The following is a 21,051-nucleotide window of genomic DNA, read 5'->3' on the forward strand; positions in this document are numbered from 1 at the left end:
TAAGTAGAATAATTAGTAGTTAATTTATAAATAAAACTGTTAATAATTTAATTATTCTATTAGTAATTAGAGTATTGTAGGAATCATTCTCTAAAAAGGTAATAGCGGTTTGTACTATCTGTTTAATTGTTTGTTAGATTTGTCTTTTCTAGGTTTTATAGGCTTTAAACGCTAGGTTTAGTCCTGTAATTGTGTTTATATTTGAGAATAACCATTCCTGTTTTTGCGGTTATAATTAGGCTGCTTATTTAAGGAATAATGATTCTCAATATAAATCTTATGCATAAAACAACTACAATTCTTTTGCTATTAATTATGTCGGTTATCCAATTAAATGGACAAAACGCCTTCAATTTAGACGCGACTACTGGATCAAGATTCACTAAAACAGATAAGGTTTGGCCAATACATATTGGCGAAGGTAATGTGTGTATGTGGAGTGACGATAAATTGGCTGCTTTTACGATCACTATTGATGATAATAATGAGCAAAACATTCCGTTTTGGAAATCTATGATTACCAAATATGGCTTTCATTTTACATGGTTTGTTATTACGGAAGCCGATTCGCAATACAATGTGCAGAACTGGAATTTGTATAATGACCTTGCAGTTATGGGAAGCCAAATAAACGGACATGATGATAGAAATTGGTATAACAACCCAACAGGAGGAGAAGCAAACCCAACAGATGCAGATTACTTGGCAAGATTACAAGCAACCGTTACGGCTATTAATACAAATGTAACTTCTGGTAATGATTGTTTAACCTATGCCTACCCATATGGGGAAGGGAATGAAACTGAAGCGAGAAAAACGTTTATAGGTGTTAGAGGAACGCAAGGTGTTTTAAATCAACCAAACACTGTAAATTATCTCGATGTAAACAGCGTTTCTAATGTTCATATATATGGTAATAATACGGATAGAGATAAGTATGTTTTACCACTTTTGGATAATGTAAAGAAACTTTATGGAACTAATTATTATAGAGGTTGGGGTAGCACACATTTTCATGGTTTAGATACTGCAGGAAAAACTGCTACTGATGAGTTTTTACAATACTTAGCAGATAAGTCAGATTTATGGGTAGCTGGGTTTACAGAAGTAACGCAATATTCTCAGTCTTTTGCAACGCATAATTTAATAATAGATAATGTGTCGGGTAGTGAAATAAAGTTCACTCTTACAGATGATATGTTAGATTCGGCTTTTTATTTTCCTCTATCAGTTAAAATACGAATTGATAATTCTTGGGCTAGTGTTTCAGCAAGTCAAAATGGTTCATCAATAGATCTAAAAATCATAACAAATAATGGTAATAAATATGCGTTAGTAAATGCAGTTCCAGATGCGGGGCAGGTTACGTTAACGGGTGTTGTAGATGCAGCCCCCGCAGTAATAAACCCAATTATAGGAAATCAATCAATGATTGAAGGAGGTACGCTACAGGTAGATTTTTCTGCTTCCACAACAGATAGTGATGCTATTTCTTTTACCGTTTCTAATATTCCAAATTTTGCGGTGTTTACAGATAATGAAAACAACACAGGACATATTGTTTTTTCGCCTGAAGTTTCAGATGCTGGTGATTATCAAAATATTACGGTAATTGCTGATAATGGAAGAAGCTTTACGTCTCAATCGTTCAATTTAACTGTAAGTCCAGATTCTGGTGGAAATCCAACAACGGAATACATGATTACTCCAACAGGAGACGGTATTATTTCAGATGTAGCTAATTTACCAGAAGGAGGTACAAATCCTTGGTTAAATGGGAATGATATTGATGGCACTAAAGTTTTAAAATTAGGACAAAGTGCTTCCACAGGAGCTAGCGCTACAACTAACGCAATCATGCCTTTTCAATTGCCCGTGCGTCCAACAGGTAAAACCGTTGTTGCAGCAAATTTGAAAGTTAATATAGCTTATATAAGACATTGGGTTGCCTCTGATATCGATTTATATGGGTTGCCTTATAGTACTTCTAATACCATTTCTCCAAAGGATTTTTATGACGGAAATTTTGCAGACCCTGCGTCTACAGTAACGGAAATTCAAGATGCATTTGTTGTTAGAGATGTTAGTGGGGCAGAACCATTGGGAACTGAGATTTTTACAGATAGAGAAGTAAACTCTGATGCTTCTGGAGCTAATTCTTTAGCGGCTTATATTAATGCGCAATATGATGCTGGAGCAGTTGCTGGAGATTATGTCTTTTTACGCTTAAGTGTAGATGCTACGGCGGGTTCTGTTGGAGCTCATTATTATGGTATAAGTGATGAGTCCACAGCTCAAGCACCTACCTTAACCTTAGAGATAGAAAATGTATTAAGTGTTAAATCTTTTGATACATCAAGTTTTAAACTTTATCCAAACCCAGCAGTAGGTGGTAAAGTGTCAATATTATTAAACGGTTTTGAGCTTAATAACACAATAATGAAAGTTTACTCCCTAAATGGAAGTTTAGTTCATAATGAGGTTGTTATAGGCGCTCCAAATTCAAATTTTGAAACCTATTTAGATTTAAGTCCTGGTTTATACATTGTAAAAGTAGCAGATGGGGTAAAATCAAAAACAGAAAAACTAATAATACAGTAAACTAAAGTTAAACTAATCTTTTAAATCTAAAAATTATGAAATCAAAATTACTTAATTCAATATTAGGAGTTGCGTTATTGGCAGTGCCGTTTGTGACACAAGGACAAACAATAGTTTATAATGTAAATCCAGAAGTTGTGCCAACTCAAACATATTTCAACGATGGTATTATATCTAATATTTCAGATGTACCAACCAATAATCCTTACCTAAATGGTAATAATGTTGGAGGTATACAATCATTAAAAATAGGGGCTAGTGCATCTACGGGGGCAGCATTTACAACCAGTGCTATAATTCCGTTCAAATTACCAGCTCGCCCATCAGGAAAACTTGTAGTTTCCGCAAACTTAAAAGTACATGTTAATTATGGTCGAGAATGGATTAGTTCAAATGTGGATTTGTATGGGTTAGGTTATAATGCGGCTAGTACAATTTATCCTGCAAATCATTATGATGACGCTTATCCAGATGGAACTGCTGGTGTTACAGCAATCCAGGACGATTATTTTGCAAAGAATGTTGCTCCAGGATCTTTAGATACACCCCGTTTCGAAGAAACAAGCTTGTCAGGAGATGTAGCTTTGGTAGCATATTTAAATGCACAATATGATGCGGGTGCTGTTGAAGGTGATTATGTTTTTTTAAGATTAAATGTAGATGACCCTGCAACTACAGGTGCTCATTATTTTGGAGTTGATGATGGATCGACTGCTAAAGCACCAACATTAACAATAGAAGTGGAAGATGAAGGTACAGGTCCAGTATCCTCAGTAGATTACACTATTGAAACACCTGCAGAAGATGGATATGTATCTGATCCGGCTGTAATTACTGCTAATAATCCGTATCTAGTAGGTGCTTCAAAATTAGGTTCTAGTGCCGTAGATGGTTCAGGTAATTTAACAAGTGTTATAATACCATTTTTATTACCAGCAAGACCTACTGGAGAAATCGTTGATTTTGCAAATTTAAATGTTTATGTAAGCTTTGGAAGGCAGTGGCTTAACGCAAATGTAGATTTATATGGTTTACCATTTAAAAAGGCTATTGCAAACGGAGGTACAGGAAGTGAAATTTTTAATGTAGACCATTTTGCTGGTGTTTATCCAGATGGTACAGCTGAGGTTACTGCTATAGAGGATGATTATTTTACTAAAAATGTTGCCTTAGGAACTTTAGATACTCCGAGATGGGAAGAAACTACTGCAGAAGCAAATCTTATAGCTTATTTAAATGCACAGTATGATGCTGGTGCTGTTGAAAATGATTGGGTGTTTTTAAGGTTGAGCATAGATAATACATCAATGACAGGTTCACAATATTTTAATATTGATGGCGGTGATTCTGCAAACCCTGCTAAATTAGAAGTTGGATTTTCGGGTGTTTCGTTAAGTGCGAATAATTTTGAAAAATTAGCACTAGATCTTTATCCAAACCCAGTTAAAAATGGAAGGTTAAATGTTTCTTTAGATGGTTTTATTAACGATGCTAGATTAAATATTTATTCTTTAACGGGGCAAAAGGTTTATTCTGAGAAAGTTGAAGTTAATTCAAGAAGTAGTTATAGTACAATATTGAATTTAAAATCAGGATTATATATTGTTAAACTTGAAGATGGTAGTAAGACGAAAACTAAAAAGTTAATCGTAGAGTAGTGATATAAATAAATAAAAAAACGAGAGGAGTTGTGTCTTCTCGTTTTTTATTCAAAAATTTAAGGGGTAATCATGAATTCAAAGTTGTTTTATATAGTTGTTTTATTTGTGTGTGTTGGATATATAGCACATGCGCAAACCATCTATTATTGCGACCCTGTTAATGGAAAAAATTCAAATGATGGCTCTCAGTTAAATCCTTTTTTAGCTTTTGGAAGTGTTAATTGGGCTTCCGTTGGGTTAAAAAATAATGATATTATTTATTTATTAGATGGCCAACATGGAAATGGCTATTTAGGAAATCAGCAGTTTTTAACAAATTTGCTAATTAAATCAGTGAATCCTCAACAAGCTATATTAACTAAAATCCAGATAAACAATAGTAATCATATTACTTTTGAAGATGTTCAATTTGATGCTAGTACAGGGGTTTTTTCAAAAGATGATGCGATTGTTATAGGCGATGCTAATACCAGCTATATTACCTTGAAGAATTGTTTAATTCAGTCAGCAATTGATTCATCTACATGGACACAATCAGATTGGTATTCTAATTCTGTTAGTGGGATTCAGTTTAGAGGAGGTAATATTACATTAATCAATAATACGTTTCTCAATTTATACCATGCAGTAGAGTTGCGAGGAGATAACACATTGATGCAAAAAAATCTTATTAAAAATTTTGCTGGAGATGCTATTAGAGGTCTTGGTTCATTTAGTACTTATGAGAATAATATTATTAAAAATTGCTTTATAGAAGATTATGCAGTAAATCATGATGATGCGTTTCAAGTTTATAAATTGTCTGGAGATTTTGTTGTAACCAATTTGGTTTTTAGATTCAATAAAATTATTATTTTTGAAAACCCTTCTCAATTTGTTATTGATAATAACCTGATTGGAACTTCGATGCAAGGTGTGATTATTACAGATGGTTCTGCAGATAGCTGGATTATTGAAAATAATTTAGTTGTTAACGATCAATATCATGGTATATCATTGTTTGGTGCTCAAAACTGTAGGATACAGAATAATACAGTTATTCAAAGCCCGCTTTTTAATGATACAGATCAGATTCCAAGGATTTATATTGATGACCAAGACAAATCAGGACAAACTAGAGCCAACAAGAATAATATTGTTCGAAATAATATCTGCGCTCAGTATACACCTTGGACATATGATACAACAACATTAGTAGAGAATAATATAGATATAAATCAAAATGACTATGCTAATTATTCAAATTACTTTTTAGATTATCCAAATGGCGATTTTCAGTTAAAAGAAACTAGTCCTGCTGTAAATTTTGGAATCAATGAAGACCTTACTTTGGTAGATATTGATAATAATGATAGAGTATTTAATAATGAGATTGTAGATGCTGGGTGTTTTGAATTTCAGGGAAATCCGGTTATTGTTCCAGGAGGAACTTATGCAATAAATCCATCTGGAGACGGCATAATTTCTGATGTTAATGATTATACAGGAACAAACCCGTGGCTTACTGGTAATAGCTCGGGAGATCCGTCTGAATTGACCTTGAAAATTGGAGGAAGTGCAGCAAATGGTGATGGAATTACTTCTAGTGCTATTTTACCTTTTCAGTTGCCAGCTATACCTTCAGGAAATGTAGTTGTTTCGGCAAGTTTAGAAGTAAATGTCCATTACGTAAGAAATTGGATTACCTCGAATATTGATTTATATGGCTTACCATTCAATAGTAGTAATTCGCTTAATTATTATGATCATTATGATGAAGTTTATACAAACTCGCGTGGAACAGATGTGGCTATTCAAAATGATTATATTACAAGAATAGAACCTGTAGGTTCTGCCGTTACGCCTGATAGAAAAGTGATTACTTCTGAAACAGGAAATAACAGCTTAATTGATTATATCAATGCTCAATATGATGCAGGAGCTGTAGCAGGCGATTATATTTTTTTACGAATGAATATTGATGCTCCAATTAATCAAAGTTCACCAAGCTCGTTGCCAACGGCTGGGGCAAATTATTATGGTATTAGCGATGAATCTACGGGTTTAAATGCACCATTACTCAGGCTTCAAATTTCATCTTCTTTATCTATAAAAGAAAAAGTATATGATAAAAATGAATTGTTTATTTATCCTAACCCTACTAACAACGGTAGCATAACAATAAAAAGTAACCTGTTAAACAAAAAATCTAATATTGAAGTTTATTCGTTAGCAGGGGCCTTAGTTTTTAAGGAAAATTTATCCAGTAATATTAATTACATAGAAAGAACATTAGATTTAAAAACAGGTATGTATATAGTGAAACTTTATAACGAGTCGGGTTCTATTTCTCAAAAACTAGTAATTAATTATTAAAATAAATATTAAAGATGTAACTCTATCAGCTTGTATTTTATTAGCGAATACCAACAGATAAAGGAGTATTACTATATCTAATATATTATAATCTCAAGCAAAATTTAATCAAACTATTGATGAAGTAAGCCAAATTTACAAAGTAGGAAAATCAATACATATAACTGTTTTGTTAGATATGAAGTTATTAAATAGAGTTAATTATTTTAAAGTTGAATGAAGAAATTCTTTTACTCTTATTTTTTTTCAAAACATTTTTTATTACGGTTGAAGTATTTATAAAAATACAGAAAAACAGGATTAGGATAAGCCTAATTCTATTTCAAAAGGATGGTAAAAGTTATTAAATTTTTTCAATCAATTGTCTAATTTAAATATAGTTTAAAATGAATATGTTAAAATTTCAGTATGTAATTATTATGATCTTTATTGGGGCTTTGTCTATAAATGCACAAAATTCTCAAACAATTCAAGCACATTCAGACGATATTACAATTACAGGCAGCAACACACCTTGGGGTTGGGTTGGTCAAACAACCGCAAGATTGGGTCATAATAACGGGCAAGCTTTCGTTATACCATTTCAACTACCTGTATTACAAAGTGGTGAATCTATAACATCTGCAGATTTATCAATAGAAGTGATTTCTTATAGTAACCAACCAAGTAGCGTAAATATTGATTTATACGGTTTGCCATTCAGAACAACTTCGGCAGTAAATTTGAATAGTGATTATTTTATGGGAGCATCTGATAATTCGGCAACAATGATTAAAGATAATATCTTTGAAAACGATATAGCGGGTTCTGTAAATTTAGATGTAAACTCTCAACAAAATTTAGTAACCTATATTAATGCGCAATACGGTTTGGGAGCCGTCGGAGGCGATTTTATTTTTATACGTTTTAATGCTGATGCCAATAGTTCTGAAACATGGAATCTTGCTTCACAAGACAATGGTAATAGCAGTATTAGACCCTCATTAAATATTACTATAACGAATTCTACGCCTATTAATACAGCTCCGGTAATTAATGTTATTGGAAACCAAACTGTTGAAGAGCAATCAACTTTAAATGTAAATATTTTTGCAAGTGATATTGATGGAGATACACTTACTATAACTTCTAGCAGTCTACCAAATTTTGCAACCTTGACTGATAATGGTGATGGTACAGCTGTTATTTCTTTATCTCCTCAATCTGGAGATGCATCAACTTATTCTGCAACAATTAGTGTTAGTGATGGTACTGAAACAGTTACTGAAGCTATTTCTATTGTAGTTTCAGTATATCAAACACCTATGGCAGGAGTTTATTATTGTGATCCTATAAATGGAAATATCAATAATGATGGTTCTCAAGCAAATCCTTGGAGTACATTATCTGCAGTTGTTTATACAAATAAAGCCCTTAATCCAGGAGATATTGTTTACTTAATGTCTGGCGATCATGGAGATCCTTATATCAATAACATGTCTTTTACAAACTATGTTACTGTAAAAGCTTTAAGTGGAAATGCGCCAATAATTAAGTCAATTCAACTGGTTAATTCTTCGTATTGGGCTTTTGAAGGGATTAAAGTAGATGGTACAGGTAATAACAAAACCAAAGAACAAGTATTATTTTCTGCAGATATAAATTCTCATCATACAAAAATAGTTAATTCAACAATATCATCTGCAGAAAACATAGAAACATGGACTAAAACAGATTGGTATAACAATGTTACTAGTGGTATTCAGATTAGAAGCGACTATGCTTATTTGGAAAATAATGTAATAAAAAACACGTATCATGCTTTAGAGGTAAGAGGAGGGTTTACTGAAGTACATAATAACCTAATTGAGAATTTTGCCGGTGATGCAATACGTGGTTTAGGAAGCGATAGTACATACGAAGATAATATCGTTAAGAATTGTTATATTGATGATTATGCCATTCAACACGATGATGGTTTTCAAGCATATATTCTTCCAAATAGCGGTATTATATCTAATGTTACTTTCCGAAACAATAAGATTATTCTTTTCGAAAATCCATCACAATTTGTGATTAATAATAATTTGATAGGAACCTTAATGCAAGGAATTATTATTACTGATGGTAACGCTGAAGGTTGGGTGGTAGAAAATAATTTGGTTTCTAGTAGTCAGTCGCATGGAATAACACTTTATGGAGCGCAAAATTGTAGAATTCAAAACAACACAATTATACAAACACCTCATGTTACAGTGCTAAATGATGTGCCTTGGATTAGTATACAGAATCAAAGTAAATCAGGAGGAAGAGTGAACAAGGACAATATAATTCGTAATAATATTGCAGGTAGATATACTACATGGACCTATGGTTCAAATACAACAGATGAAAATAATTTAGATATCGATCAAAGTAATGTAGCTAATTATGATACTTATTTTGCTAATTATTTAAATGGAGATTTTCATCAAAAAGCCACGAGCCCATCAATAGATTATGGTGTAAATACAGATTTATATTCATCGGATATAGAAGGTAACCCTAGATCGATGGGAGTAAGTGTTGATGCTGGAGCTTATGAGTTTACAGGATCAGTAACCCCACCAGTTAACAGCGTACCTGTTTTGGCTTCAATAGGAAATATAACTTTAAATGAACTCGAAACTGTTACTATTGGTATATCAGCAACTGATAGCGATAACGATACATTGACTGTCTCAGTAGGGAATCTTCCAAGTTTTGCAACTTTTACAGACAATGGAAATGGAACAGCATCATTATCTTTTACGCCTATAGAAGGCGATGCTAATTCTTATAACGTTACTATAACAGTTACTGATGGAACTGATACAGACCAAGAAATTATTTTAGTAACTGTTAACGAAGATGGAACATCGCCTGCAAATAATTCGCCTGTTATTACAAATGTAACTAATCAATCTGTAGAAGAAGATGGTATACTTAATGTAAATATATCAGCAACTGATAGTGATAATGACACAATAATATTAACTACAACAAATTTACCAAGCTTTGCAACTTTTGTAGACAATGGAGATGGTACAGCTTTATTCGAATTTAAACCTCTAAATAATGACGCTGGAACTTATACTATTAATGTTGAGGCAACAGATGCTATTGATACCACAACTATCAATTTTGTTTTAAGTGTTTCAGAATTATCTGTAGTCGTTGGAACAGCTTATTATTGTGATCCAATAAATGGATCTATGGCCAATTCAGGTACACAAGCTAGTCCTTGGAAAAGTTTACAAGATGTATTTTCAGCTCAAAAAACTTTTAATTCTGGCGATGTTATTTATCTATTGTCTGGGGCTCACGGTAGTCCCTATATGACAGGTACACATTCAGATTATGTAACCTTAAAACCTTTAAGTGGAGAAAATCCAGTTTTAGCTTCTGTTCAAGTTGAAAACGGTTCATATTGGGCCTTCGACGGTTTAACCTTTTCAACAAATGGCTCTGGAGGGGCTTTTACAAGAGATTATATGTTCTTAACAAAAAACAATGCCACTTATTTAAAAATCGAAAACTGTACATTTTCCTCTACAGATGATTCTTCAACTTGGTCAAAAAGTGATTGGTACGCAAATGCAGAAGATGCGGTTATTATTCGTGGTGATAACATTATTTTTAATAATAACACAATCAAAAATGTATATTTTGCATTGCAAATTGAAGGGGATTATGCTGAAGTTAAAAACAATTTAATAGATAATTTTGGTGCAGATGCTGTTAGGGCTTTGGGTTCGCATGCAATCTATGAAAACAATATTATTAGAGATGCTTATATAGAGGATTACAGTATAAATCATGATGATGGAATTCAAATGTACGACAAGGATAATGTAGCTGCGGGAATAATTGATGATGTTATAATCAGAAATAATAAAATATTCAGCTTTGCAGACCCTATAACTCCAGCAATGATTAATGATAATTTAGTAGGTTATTCTATGCAAGGAATTATTATTACAGATGGACATACTGAAAATGTATCTGTTGAAAATAACTTAGTAGTTTCAGATCATTATCACGGAATAACTCTAACTGGAGCTATAAATTGTAAAATTCAAAACAATACCGTTTCTAAAACACCTACTTCGTTTAATCCTACTACAGATGCAACACCTTGGATTCAGGTTAAAAATGATAAACAAGGTAATGGTAGTACAGGTAACATTATAAGAAATAATATTGCGACGATGTTTACGCCTTGGACTTATGATGCTGCAAACAATACAGAAGAGAATAATATTGTAGCATTAGCTAGTGATGCTTCAAATTTTTATGTTAATTATAATAATTTTGATTTCAATCTTAAAGCTGGAAGTCCAGCAATAGACGTAGGAATAAATACAGGGTTAACAACTTTAGATATTGATGGTAATCCAAGGTCTGTTGGTTCTGCTGTTGATTGTGGAGCTTTTGAACTTCAAGCAAGTGCAGATGTAACTTCTCCTGTTATTGTTACTGCTAATAATTCATATTTTAATGATGAATTTGTTATAGTGTTTAGTGAAAGTGTTACTAGTGTTTCTTCAGAGTTGATAGGGAATTATACTTTAAGTGGTGGTGCAACTGTAAATTCAGCAATTTTATCTGCGGATAATAAAACAGTTACACTTAAATGTTCTGCTTTAATTGGAAACACTAACTATACAATTACAGCTAATAATGTAAATGACTATGCAGGAAATGCGTCTTCTAACTCTTCTGCAATATTTGTTTATGAGTGTGATACGGATTGGGCAAGTTCTTTTCAGGATGATCAGTGGGGTTATTATCCTTCATCAAATGCTTTTGATAATGATTTACAGACCAAATGGGCTGCAGAAGGTAATCAATGGGTACAAAAGGGTTTTTGTCAAATAACGACTGTAGAATCTGTTGATATAACTTTTGGTCTAGGTGATGAGAGAGCTTATAGTTTTGTAGTTGAGGTTTCAACAGACGGACGTAATTATACTCAAGTACATTCTGCCACTAGTTCAGGAACTACAACATCTTCAGAAAACTTTGACTTTACTGATGTTTCAGCAAAGTATGTTAGAATACTAGGATCAGGAAGTAATGTGAATGGATGGAATAATTATTCTGAAATTGTGATTCATACATCTGGATATACACCGCCAACCAATTTAACACCTGTATTAGCGCCTATTGGCAATCAGACTTTATTAGAAGGAGAAACGTTAAATATAAATGTTTCTGCAACAGATGCAGATGGAGATACATTAACGGTCTCAGCAGCTAATCTTCCAAGTTTTGCAACTTTTACAGATAATGGAGACGGAACAGCGCTATTATCACTAACTCCAATTGCTGGTGATGCGGGAAGTATTGATATAACGGTTACGGTTAGTGATGGAGAATTAAATGATAGTGAGGTTTTAAATATACAAGTTAACGCTATACCTCAAGGCAATAACTACTCTGTATTGGCGAGTATGGATGATCAATCTGTTTACTACAACGGAAACATGCAATGGGTAGGATATCATACTCATAGGATAGGATCAAATAATAAAACTTCGGCGGTAATTCCTTTCCAGATCCCAGCACTACAACAAGGAGAAAGATTGACATCGGCTACATTGAATTTTTATTTATTACAAAGTGGAGGAGGATTAGTACACAAAGTTGACCTTTATGGATTACCTTTTAGAAGTAGCAGTACTATTTTGAGTTCAGATTTTTTTGCAGGAGCATATAATACAGATCAAAGTGCAACGCCATTGGAAAATGATATCCTAGATTTAAATTCTGTAACGGGGAATATTCAAAGTTCATCTTCTCAGTCTATTATAGATTTCGTAAATGACCAATTAGATAGCGGAGCTGTTACAGGAGATTTTATATTTTTTAGATTTAGTTTAGACTTTAATGGGTCAGGAAATTACAATTATTGGGATATAGCATCACAAGATCATACATCATCAAGTTATAGGCCTGTTTTAAATTTTGATACAGCAGAAAATGCATCTAGAAGTGTATCTAAAAGTAATAAGGAGAAAATAGTTGATATAGATAATTCTAGTTTCAATATTTATCCTAACCCAGTAAGTAACGGTAAATTGACTATTAAGAGTAGTCTGTTAACTAAAAAAGCAAATATTGAAATTTATTCAATATTAGGAAGACTTGTTTATAAACAGGAGGTTTTATCAAATAATTCCAATCAATTGGAAATGATGTTTAATTTAAGCACAGGTCTATATATTTTAAAATTATCTAATGAGTTTAGTTCTATTGCTCAAAAATTAATTGTTAATTGAAAATAAAATTCAAAATGAAGCATATGCTGTTTAGTTTTATTGTTTTGGTTTTTATTTCTTGTGAAAATAAGGAAGAGAATGCTGTTGTAGAACCATACAACGGCATTCATCTGCCTGCAACTATTTCAATAGAAGCTAGGGATATGTTAAGTAATTGGACCATTGAAGGTAGAAATGCTGGTGCTCAATTACCAAAAGCTAATGCTCCTTTAGAAGTATGGAAAAAAAAACAAGATGAAGCTAAAAATGCAGCAGCTAAATCGCTTCCTAAAATAGTAGAGATATATAAGCCAACTATTGATACTGTTTTTTTAGGAACTATTAGAGCCATTGATGTAAAGCCAAAAAACTATAAAAAATCAAATAAGGTTATTATTTATGTACATGGAGGCGCATTTGTTTTTTATCCTGCAGATGTAACTTTATTATCTAGTATTCCTTTGGCCGATGCTAGTGGATTAAGAATTATAACTATTGATTATACACTTTCTCCTCAAGCAAAATTCAATCAAATTTTAGATGAAGTTATTCAGGCATACAAGGAGCTTTTAAAAGAATATAAAGCAGAGAATATTGCCATTTATGGGGATTCTGCAGGAGGATCCATTACTGCAGGTGCTATTTTAAAAATGAGAGATTTAAAAATAAACCTACCAAGCTCAGTAGTACTTTGGTCTGCTTGGTTAGATTTAGATGAAATAGGAGATACGTACTTCACGTTAAAAAAAACAGATCCAAATTTAGTCTACGCTAATTTTTTAGAAAATTGTGCTGAAGCTTATGCTCCAAGAACGGAGTGGAAAAACCCCTATGTTTCCCCTGTTTATGGTGATTTTTCTAAAGATTTTCCACCTACCTTAATTCAAGTTGGAAGTAAAGAAATCTTTTTAAGCAATTCCATAAGAATGTTTCGTCAACTTAAAGAAAACAATAAAGAAGTTGAGTTAGATGTTTATGAGGGTATGTGGCATGTTTGGCAAGGACATTATCCACTTCCAGAATCTAAAATGGCAATAAAGAACACTAAGAATTTTATTTTTAAACACCTAGGTCAAGAAATATAGAAATTTATGAAAAAAGTAATTTTATTTATTTTAATAGTTAACGGTTTTATGTTAAACTCATGTGCTCAAAGTAATATCCATGAGGAAGAAACTCCCGTTGTTGAAAATAAAACTGAATTTTTTGAATTAAACTTTGATGCTATAAATCAAGGTAAGTATACAAAGCAAAGTTTAATAAGCGAAGGCGGAGATATCCGTTGGGCTCTTTTGGGTGATAGAGCTAATATTGTTGCAGATCCAAAAGGGCAGAAAGGGAATGTATTAATGGTAGATTACCCTAAAGGAACTGTAGGGCCGGAAACGAATGGTGTACAGTTTATAAAAACTTTGCCAGCGTCAAATGAATATTATTTAGATTATTATGTTTTTTTTGAAGATGGTTTTGATTTTAGGCAAGGTGGCAAATTACCAGGGCTAACAAGTGGAGGTTCAACTTATACAGGAGGTAATCATCCTGATAATGGAGAGGGTTGGAGTGCTCGTTATATGTGGGTTAAAAAAGGGCAAGCAATTGTATATTTTTATTATGTAGATATGAAATCTAAATATGGAGATTCAGTAACCACTGGAATTAATTTTGAAACTGGAATTTGGTATCGTTTAACACAAAGAATTAAATTAAATGAAGACAATCTAGCAAACGGAATTATGCAAGTATGGGTTAACGGCAAAGAAGTTATAAATAATATAAACGTTCGTTATCGATTATGGGGGAAAGGAAATATAGATTCATTCTATTTTTCAACTTTTCATGGTGGAGCGACTGAAGATTGGTCTCCGCAAAATGATTCTTTCGCTTTGTTTGATGCTATTAAAGTAACAAAAATAAAGCCTGAATTTTAATAACATAATGCTATAGTTTTATGAAAGTTCGAGGTTTCGGTGCTCTTGTTTTTTTTCTTTTTTCTTGTGTTTTCGCTTATGCGCAAAAAAGTTTAAAGGTTGATGCCGTTTTTTCTAATTACATGGTTTTACAGAGAAACCATAAAATTCCCGTTTGGGGAGTAGTAAAACCAAATACAGAAGTACAAGTAGTTTTTAAAGGAAAAACAATTATAACAACATCTAATGCCCAAGGAAATTGGAACGTTTATTTTAAAAAACAAAAAGCAGGAGGTCCGTTTCAATTAAGTGTTTCTTCAGAAAAGGATACTATCAAATTCAACGATATTTTAATAGGCGAAGTCTGGTTAGCTTCAGGGCAATCAAACATGCACCTAGATCTAAAAAGAACGTTAAATGGCGAAGCGGTTGCTAAAAAAGTAAAGAATAGTAATATTAGAATTTATAATATGAAACCAACTTTTCCAACCGGAGAGGAAGGTGTTCATACAATTGAAGAATTAAATAAAATTCAGAATAATAATTATTTTAATACCCAAGGTTGGGTAAAAGCAACAACAGAAAATGTATTATATTTTTCGGCAGTGGCTTACTATTTTGCAGAAAAGCTACAAAAGGAGTTAAATGTTCCTGTTGGTATTATTCATAATGCAGTTCCCGGCTCTCCTATTGAATCTTGGTTGTCTAAAAAAATTATTGATGAAGATGTTGAAATTTCAGAATTGGTTAAACAACGTTGGGCAGATAAAGAAGAAGAAAAAGACGGGATGATTTCAGTTGCTAAAAAGCAAATATCTTTAAGCGAGAATAAAAATCAAAAGCATCCGTGGATGGCTAGTTATAACTATAACAATGGAGTGTTGCCATTAATTAAGATCCCTATTAAAGGTATTATTTGGTATCAAGGAGAATCAAATGCAGAGCATCCTGTTTTGTATAAAAAAATGTTTAAAAAAATGGTTGCTTTATGGCGCTCAGACTTTAGTGCAGATTTCCCTTTTTATTACGTTCAACTAACAAGTAGAGAAGATAGAAGTGCGTGGTCCGAGTTTAGGAATGCGCAAAGAGAATTGTTATATGAAGTACCTAGTTGTAAAATGGCTGTTATTACCGATGTTGGAGATAGGCAGGATACACACGCTAAAAATAAAAAGCCAGTGGGAGAGAGATTAGCACTTTTAGCTCTGGGTAATGCATATAAGAGCGTAAAGGGATTTGAAAGCCCAATATTTGATAAAGTTACGTTTTCTAAAAACACATATTCCATTCATTTTAAAGGGGAATTTAAAGCTTTAAAAGCTAAGCCATCAAAAGAAGTTATTGGGTTTGAGATAAGTGATGATAATATCAACTTTGAAAAATTAGAACCAATTATTCTAAAAAAATCAATAAATTTTAAAGCACCTAAGCATTATGTTACCCCATTATATATTCGCTATGCATGGAAGCCTTATACAGATGCTAATTTGGTATCCGAAAGTGGCTTACCTGCTTCAACGTTTCGAATTAAAATTGAACGATAATTAAGTTTTTAATAATAATATGATTACACCAGAATCAACAGTAACCATCAATGGATCAGGTAAAGACATTGATTTGCTTAAATATACATGGAAAGCACAATGGATTACGCATCCTACAGAGTCAACGCTTGATTATGGCGTTTTTCTTTTCCGTCATGTATTCAATCTCGAAAGTTTAGTAGAGACCTTTAATCTATTTGTTTCTGCAGATAATCGTTATAGACTTTATGTTAACGGGGAAAGTGTTTGTTATGGGCCTTCTATTGGCGACCTGGGCCACCAACGCTATGAAACAATTGATGTTGCAGATAAGTTAAAAGTAGGTGAAAATGTCATTGCTGCCGAGGTAGTTAATTTTGGTGAATATAGAAGTGTTTCGCAAGTTACACATCAAACAGCATTTATATTACAAGCAGATAGAACCCTTAATTTTGATATTAATACCGGAACTGCAGATTGGAAAGTGGTAAAGAATAAAGCTTTTTCTCCATTAAATATAACAAGCGACATGATGAATGGTTATTATGCTGCTGGTCCGTGTGATAAAGTTGATGCATCAGCATATCCGTGGGGTTGGAATACAATATCGTTTAATGATAAAAATTGGCTTTCACCTAAAAGTGCCACAACTGAGTTTGCTGTAGGTCGCGGTTTTATTTATGGTGGCGCTTGGCATCTTATACCACGAACTATTCCTTTTATGGAAGAAAAGATTGAGCAGTTTAATAACGTTGCAAGGGTTAGTGGTATGGAAAAAGACGAAGCTTTTATAAATAATTGCGGCTCAACAATAATTCCTGCCAATTCAAAAGTAAAAATACTTATTGATCAAACGTATCACACTACAGGTTTTCCAGAGTTAATTTATAGTAAAGGAAAAGGAAGTGAATTAAAAATAACTTATGCGGAAGCCTTATTTAAAGATGTTAGTAGTAATGAGAGTGTTTCCGATGGTAATTTAATACATGTAGATTTAAAAGGTAATCGAAATAATATTGAAGGAAAATCAATTTTGGGCTATTATGATATTCTTTTACCTGACGGAGGAGAAAACAGATTTTTTAAACCGCTATCAAGAAGAACATACCGATTTGTAGAGCTTGAGATTGAGACCAAGAGCGAAGCTTTAATTCTAAATAATTATCATGGCGTTTTTACAGGTTACCCTTTTATAGAGAAAGCAAAATTTAAGACTACTGATACTTCTTTAGAAAAAATATGGAAGGCGTCGTGGAGAACATTGCGTAACTCCGCCGATGAGATGTATTATGATTCATATTATGAGAATTTACAATACATTGGCGATACAAAAATAGCATCTCTTATTTCAGTTTATGTCTCTGGAGATGATAGATTAATGCGAAAAGCAATCCAACAATTTGATGATTCAAGGACTTCAGAAGGCTTAACACAAAGTCGCTACCCTTCAAATATCGTTCAAATTATACCCCCGTTTTCTTTAATTTGGGTGGATATGATTTATGATTTTTTCATGTATCGAAACGATCCTGAGTTTTTACGACAATTTATTCCGGGTATAAAATCTGTAATAGACTGGTTTTCTATAAGGGTTGACGAAACCGGAATGGTAACCAATTTAAAGTGGTGGAATTTTACAGACTGGACTATAGATTTTCCTAGTGGAATACCACAAGGTGCAGACGATGGTTATTCGGCAAATATTTCATTGCAATTTGTTAAAACACTAGAAAATGCAATAGCTGTATTAAGTTATTTTAATTTAAACCATGAAGTAAAAACATACCAAACACTATCAAATAGAATTAAAAAAGCAGTTTTAGAAAAGTGTTTTGATAGTAACAAAGGACTTATTTCTGAAACTCCAGATAAAGAAGCTTTTTCTCAGCATACTAATATCCTAGGTGTATTAACGAATACTTTTGAGGATTCTGAACAAGCTGTTATAATGAAAAAAGTTTTAGAAGATAAAACGCTTTTTCAGGCAACAATTTATTTTAAGTTTTATTTATTTCGAGCCTTACAGAAATCAGGCATGGGTTATAAGTACTTAGATTTATTAGGTTCATGGAGAGGGATGATCGATAATGGTATGACTACTTACGGCGAAACAGATATTAATCCCCGTTCAGAATGTCATGCATGGAGTGCAAGTCCTAATTTCGATTTTATACACTTGGTTGCTGGTATTTATCCAGCAGAACATTCGTATAAATCTGTTATAATTGAGCCAAACTTAGGTAAGTTGGATAAACTTGAAGTTGAGTTTCCTCATCCACAAGGAATGATTAAAGTGTTATATGTAAAAGCAAAAGATAAAATTGAGGCTCAAGTTTTGTTACCATACAGAGTGAACGGAGAATTTAAATGGAAAGGTAAATCGGTAAAACTTGTTGGAGGAAAACAAAATATTTCATTAAGATAAAAAACATAAAAAAGAATTATGAAGTACGGTAATTTTGAAAAAGGAGGAACGGAATACAAAATAACAAATCCTCAACCACCAAGAGATTGGTTTAATATGCTCTGGAACCCAACTTACTTAGCCAGTGTAGGGCAAAATATGAATGGTTTTTCATTGTATCAAAATGAAGAAGGTGTTGTTACAAATCTTTTTGGAAAACAAGATGACCGAAGTGCTCCAAGAAATATTTATGTGCGCGACAATAAAACAACCGAAGTTTGGTCTGTCGCTTTAAGACCTACTCATGTAGAACTCGATAATTACACTTGCTCTCATGGTTTAGGGTATTCTATTCTTGAAAGTAAAAAGAATGGGATTAGAGTATCGTTTCAGATATTTGTTCCTAGAAAAGAAGCAGCCGAAATATGGTCTGTATCCGTGGTAAATGAGTCAGGTGGAAATAGAGATTTATCTGTGTTTACTGTAGCTCCAGTCGTTCTAGATGGAAAGAGTTTAACCTATGGCTATAACTCTGCAGTAGATGGTTATCATGATAAAGAAAAACAACGTTTATATTTTAGAAATAGATCCGTTAGCGTAATGACTGAGAAGTACCGTGCATTTACTTATACAGATGTGCTTTATGATCATTTTGATATAAGTAAAGATGTCTTTTTAGGTAAAAGTCAAAGCTACTCTAACCCAGAATGTATTCTAGATGGGCAATTAAATGATAGTGATGCATCTACAGAATATATGGTATCTGCATTACAGCATAATTTGAATCTTAACGTTGGAAAAGAACAACGTATTAATTTTGTATTGGGAATTGTTTTTGATGAAAAAGAAGCGGATAAGGTTACTGCACTTTATGCTAACAGTTCGCTTATTGATGCTGAGCTTGAAAAAATAAAGAAACAAAATATTGAAAGACTTGGGTTTAATTTTGTTGATACCCCTATAGCCGATTTTAATAATCTTTTTAATATTTGGATAAGGCACCAATTGTATCTTATGGCAGATTGGGCTAGATTCTATTTTAAAGGGTATCGCGATACGCTTCAAGATGCTGCTGGTATGGCAATTTTAAATCCAGAAAGAGCTATAGCTATGTTAAAAAAAGCGCTTGAAAACCAAAGAAGTGATGGCTTTTGTCCAAGAGCATTTAGAGTGCCGTCTATGGATGTCGCTGCTGCAGATAAACATTATTCAGACTCACCAAGTTGGATAAGCCATGCAACGTATTCTATTCTTAATGAAACTGGAGATATTTCTATTTTAGATAAAGTTGTTCATTATTCGGATAAAGGAGCAGGTACGGTTTGGGAGCATAACCTACAAGCAATAGATTTTCTTTGGGAGGATAGGGGAGATCGAGGTTTATCGCTTATAAGACATGGCGATTGGAACGATTTAATGGATAAAGTTGGAGCAGAGGGAAAGGGAGAAGGAGTGTGGATGAGTATTGCTTTGGCTAGAGCACTTAAGCTTATTGGAGAAATAGCAGAATGGAAAGGTGATATAGAAAGGGTAATTCAATGTGAAATTAGATATCAAGAAATTAAAGCGAATATATTAAAACATGGTTGGGATGACGATCACTTTATTTATGCCTTTACAGATGCAGGTAATAAGGTAGGGGATAGTGCTTCAAGCGAAGGTCAGGTTTTTATTAATCCGCAATCATGGGCTATGCTTGCTGGAATTATTGACATTGATAAGTACGAAACTATCATGGAAAAAGTAGAGCCAATGGTTAATACACCTGTTGGACCTGTTCATAATTGGCCACCTTTCACGAAATATAATAAAGATATTGGTTCAATTACAGGAATACCTCAAGGTAACTTTACTAATGGTAATGTGTATTGTCATGCCGCATCTTTTAAAATAGCAGCAGATTATACCGCGGGTAGAAATGATAAAGCATTTAATACATTTATAGACATCCTGCCGTCTGAAGAAAAATCAGAGCCTTATGCTCAGGCAAATAGCTACGTAGGGCCTTCAGCTTTGCGTAAAGAAAGAAATGTTTCCGATGATCCTTGGAGAACTGGAACCGTAGCATGGAATGTTTTAAACTGCTTTGATAATCTTCTGGGCTTTAAAAGAGATTTTAAAGGCTTTTCAATTAATCCTCAAATACCTTCGCATTGGGATAAATTATCGTTCAAAAGATTTTTTAGAGGGGTTTTATTTAAAATTAACATTAGCAGAGGTAAAACACAAAATATTTTAGTTGATGGAGTAAAACAATCAGATGCTTTTATTGAAGTACCAAGTATTGGTTTGGCTAAAAAAGAAGTAATAATAGATTTTCAATTAGGAAGTAAAAACTAG

9 protein-coding genes are annotated in these 21,051 nt (G+C 33.0%); all 9 read left to right on the plus strand.

The window, feature by feature from the left end:
* Positions 1-315: 315 nt before the first annotated feature.
* The 9 genes from AAFN75_RS13480 (at position 316) to AAFN75_RS13520 (ending at position 21,051) form a co-directional block, all read left to right on the plus strand.
* Positions 316-2,601 (plus strand): T9SS type A sorting domain-containing protein, encoded by a 2,286-nt coding sequence (locus AAFN75_RS13480; protein WP_411806815.1) that lies wholly within the window; start codon positions 316-318, stop codon positions 2,599-2,601.
* Between the two features lie 35 nt (positions 2,602-2,636).
* Complete coding sequence (locus tag AAFN75_RS13485; protein WP_411806816.1) at positions 2,637-4,259, plus strand: T9SS type A sorting domain-containing protein; 1,623 nt, start codon at positions 2,637-2,639, stop codon at positions 4,257-4,259.
* Between the two features lie 72 nt (positions 4,260-4,331).
* A complete protein-coding gene (locus AAFN75_RS13490) occupies positions 4,332-6,617 on the plus strand; it encodes a T9SS type A sorting domain-containing protein (RefSeq protein WP_411806817.1) in 2,286 nt (761 codons plus the stop codon).
* 386 nt (positions 6,618-7,003) lie between these two features.
* Positions 7,004-12,898, plus strand: coding sequence for an Ig-like domain-containing protein (locus tag AAFN75_RS13495; protein WP_411806818.1), 5,895 nt, complete (start codon positions 7,004-7,006; stop codon positions 12,896-12,898).
* Entirely contained in the window at positions 12,895-13,962 is a 1,068-nt protein-coding gene (locus AAFN75_RS13500; protein ID WP_411806819.1) for an alpha/beta hydrolase, read from the plus strand. The genes AAFN75_RS13495 and AAFN75_RS13500 overlap by 4 nt, the downstream gene beginning before the upstream one ends.
* Before the next feature lie 6 nt (positions 13,963-13,968).
* On the plus strand, positions 13,969-14,805 hold the full coding sequence (locus AAFN75_RS13505; protein WP_411806820.1) for a polysaccharide lyase: 837 nt from the start codon (positions 13,969-13,971) through the stop codon (positions 14,803-14,805).
* A gap of 20 nt (positions 14,806-14,825) precedes the next feature.
* Positions 14,826-16,328 carry a sialate O-acetylesterase gene (locus tag AAFN75_RS13510; RefSeq protein ID WP_411806821.1) on the plus strand — a complete coding sequence of 501 codons (1,503 nt, stop codon included), beginning with the start codon at positions 14,826-14,828 and terminating at the stop codon, positions 16,326-16,328.
* Positions 16,329-16,347: 19 nt separating this feature from the next.
* Positions 16,348-18,732, plus strand: a complete 2,385-nt coding sequence (locus AAFN75_RS13515; RefSeq protein ID WP_411806822.1) for an alpha-L-rhamnosidase N-terminal domain-containing protein — start codon at positions 16,348-16,350, stop codon at positions 18,730-18,732.
* Positions 18,733-18,750: 18 nt separating this feature from the next.
* Positions 18,751-21,051, plus strand: a complete 2,301-nt coding sequence (locus AAFN75_RS13520) for a GH36-type glycosyl hydrolase domain-containing protein (protein WP_411806823.1) — start codon at positions 18,751-18,753, stop codon at positions 21,049-21,051.

This window comes from Algibacter sp. AS12, from assembly GCF_046736315.1.
GTDB classification, from domain to species: domain Bacteria; phylum Bacteroidota; class Bacteroidia; order Flavobacteriales; family Flavobacteriaceae; genus Algibacter_B; species Algibacter_B amylolyticus.

Bases quoted from the DNA above. Each gene is read 5' to 3' on its own strand.
- AAFN75_RS13480 (WP_411806815.1), top strand. From the start codon at position 316: ATGTCGGTTATCCAATTAAATGGACAAAACGCCTTCAATTTAGACGCG.
- AAFN75_RS13485 (WP_411806816.1), top strand. From the start codon at position 2,637: ATGAAATCAAAATTACTTAATTCAATATTAGGAGTTGCGTTATTGGCA.
- AAFN75_RS13490 (WP_411806817.1), top strand. From the start codon at position 4,332: ATGAATTCAAAGTTGTTTTATATAGTTGTTTTATTTGTGTGTGTTGGA.
- AAFN75_RS13495 (WP_411806818.1), top strand. From the start codon at position 7,004: ATGAATATGTTAAAATTTCAGTATGTAATTATTATGATCTTTATTGGG.
- AAFN75_RS13505 (WP_411806820.1), top strand. From the start codon at position 13,969: ATGAAAAAAGTAATTTTATTTATTTTAATAGTTAACGGTTTTATGTTA.
- AAFN75_RS13510 (WP_411806821.1), top strand. From the start codon at position 14,826: ATGAAAGTTCGAGGTTTCGGTGCTCTTGTTTTTTTTCTTTTTTCTTGT.
- AAFN75_RS13515 (WP_411806822.1), top strand. From the start codon at position 16,348: ATGATTACACCAGAATCAACAGTAACCATCAATGGATCAGGTAAAGAC.
- AAFN75_RS13520 (WP_411806823.1), top strand. From the start codon at position 18,751: ATGAAGTACGGTAATTTTGAAAAAGGAGGAACGGAATACAAAATAACA.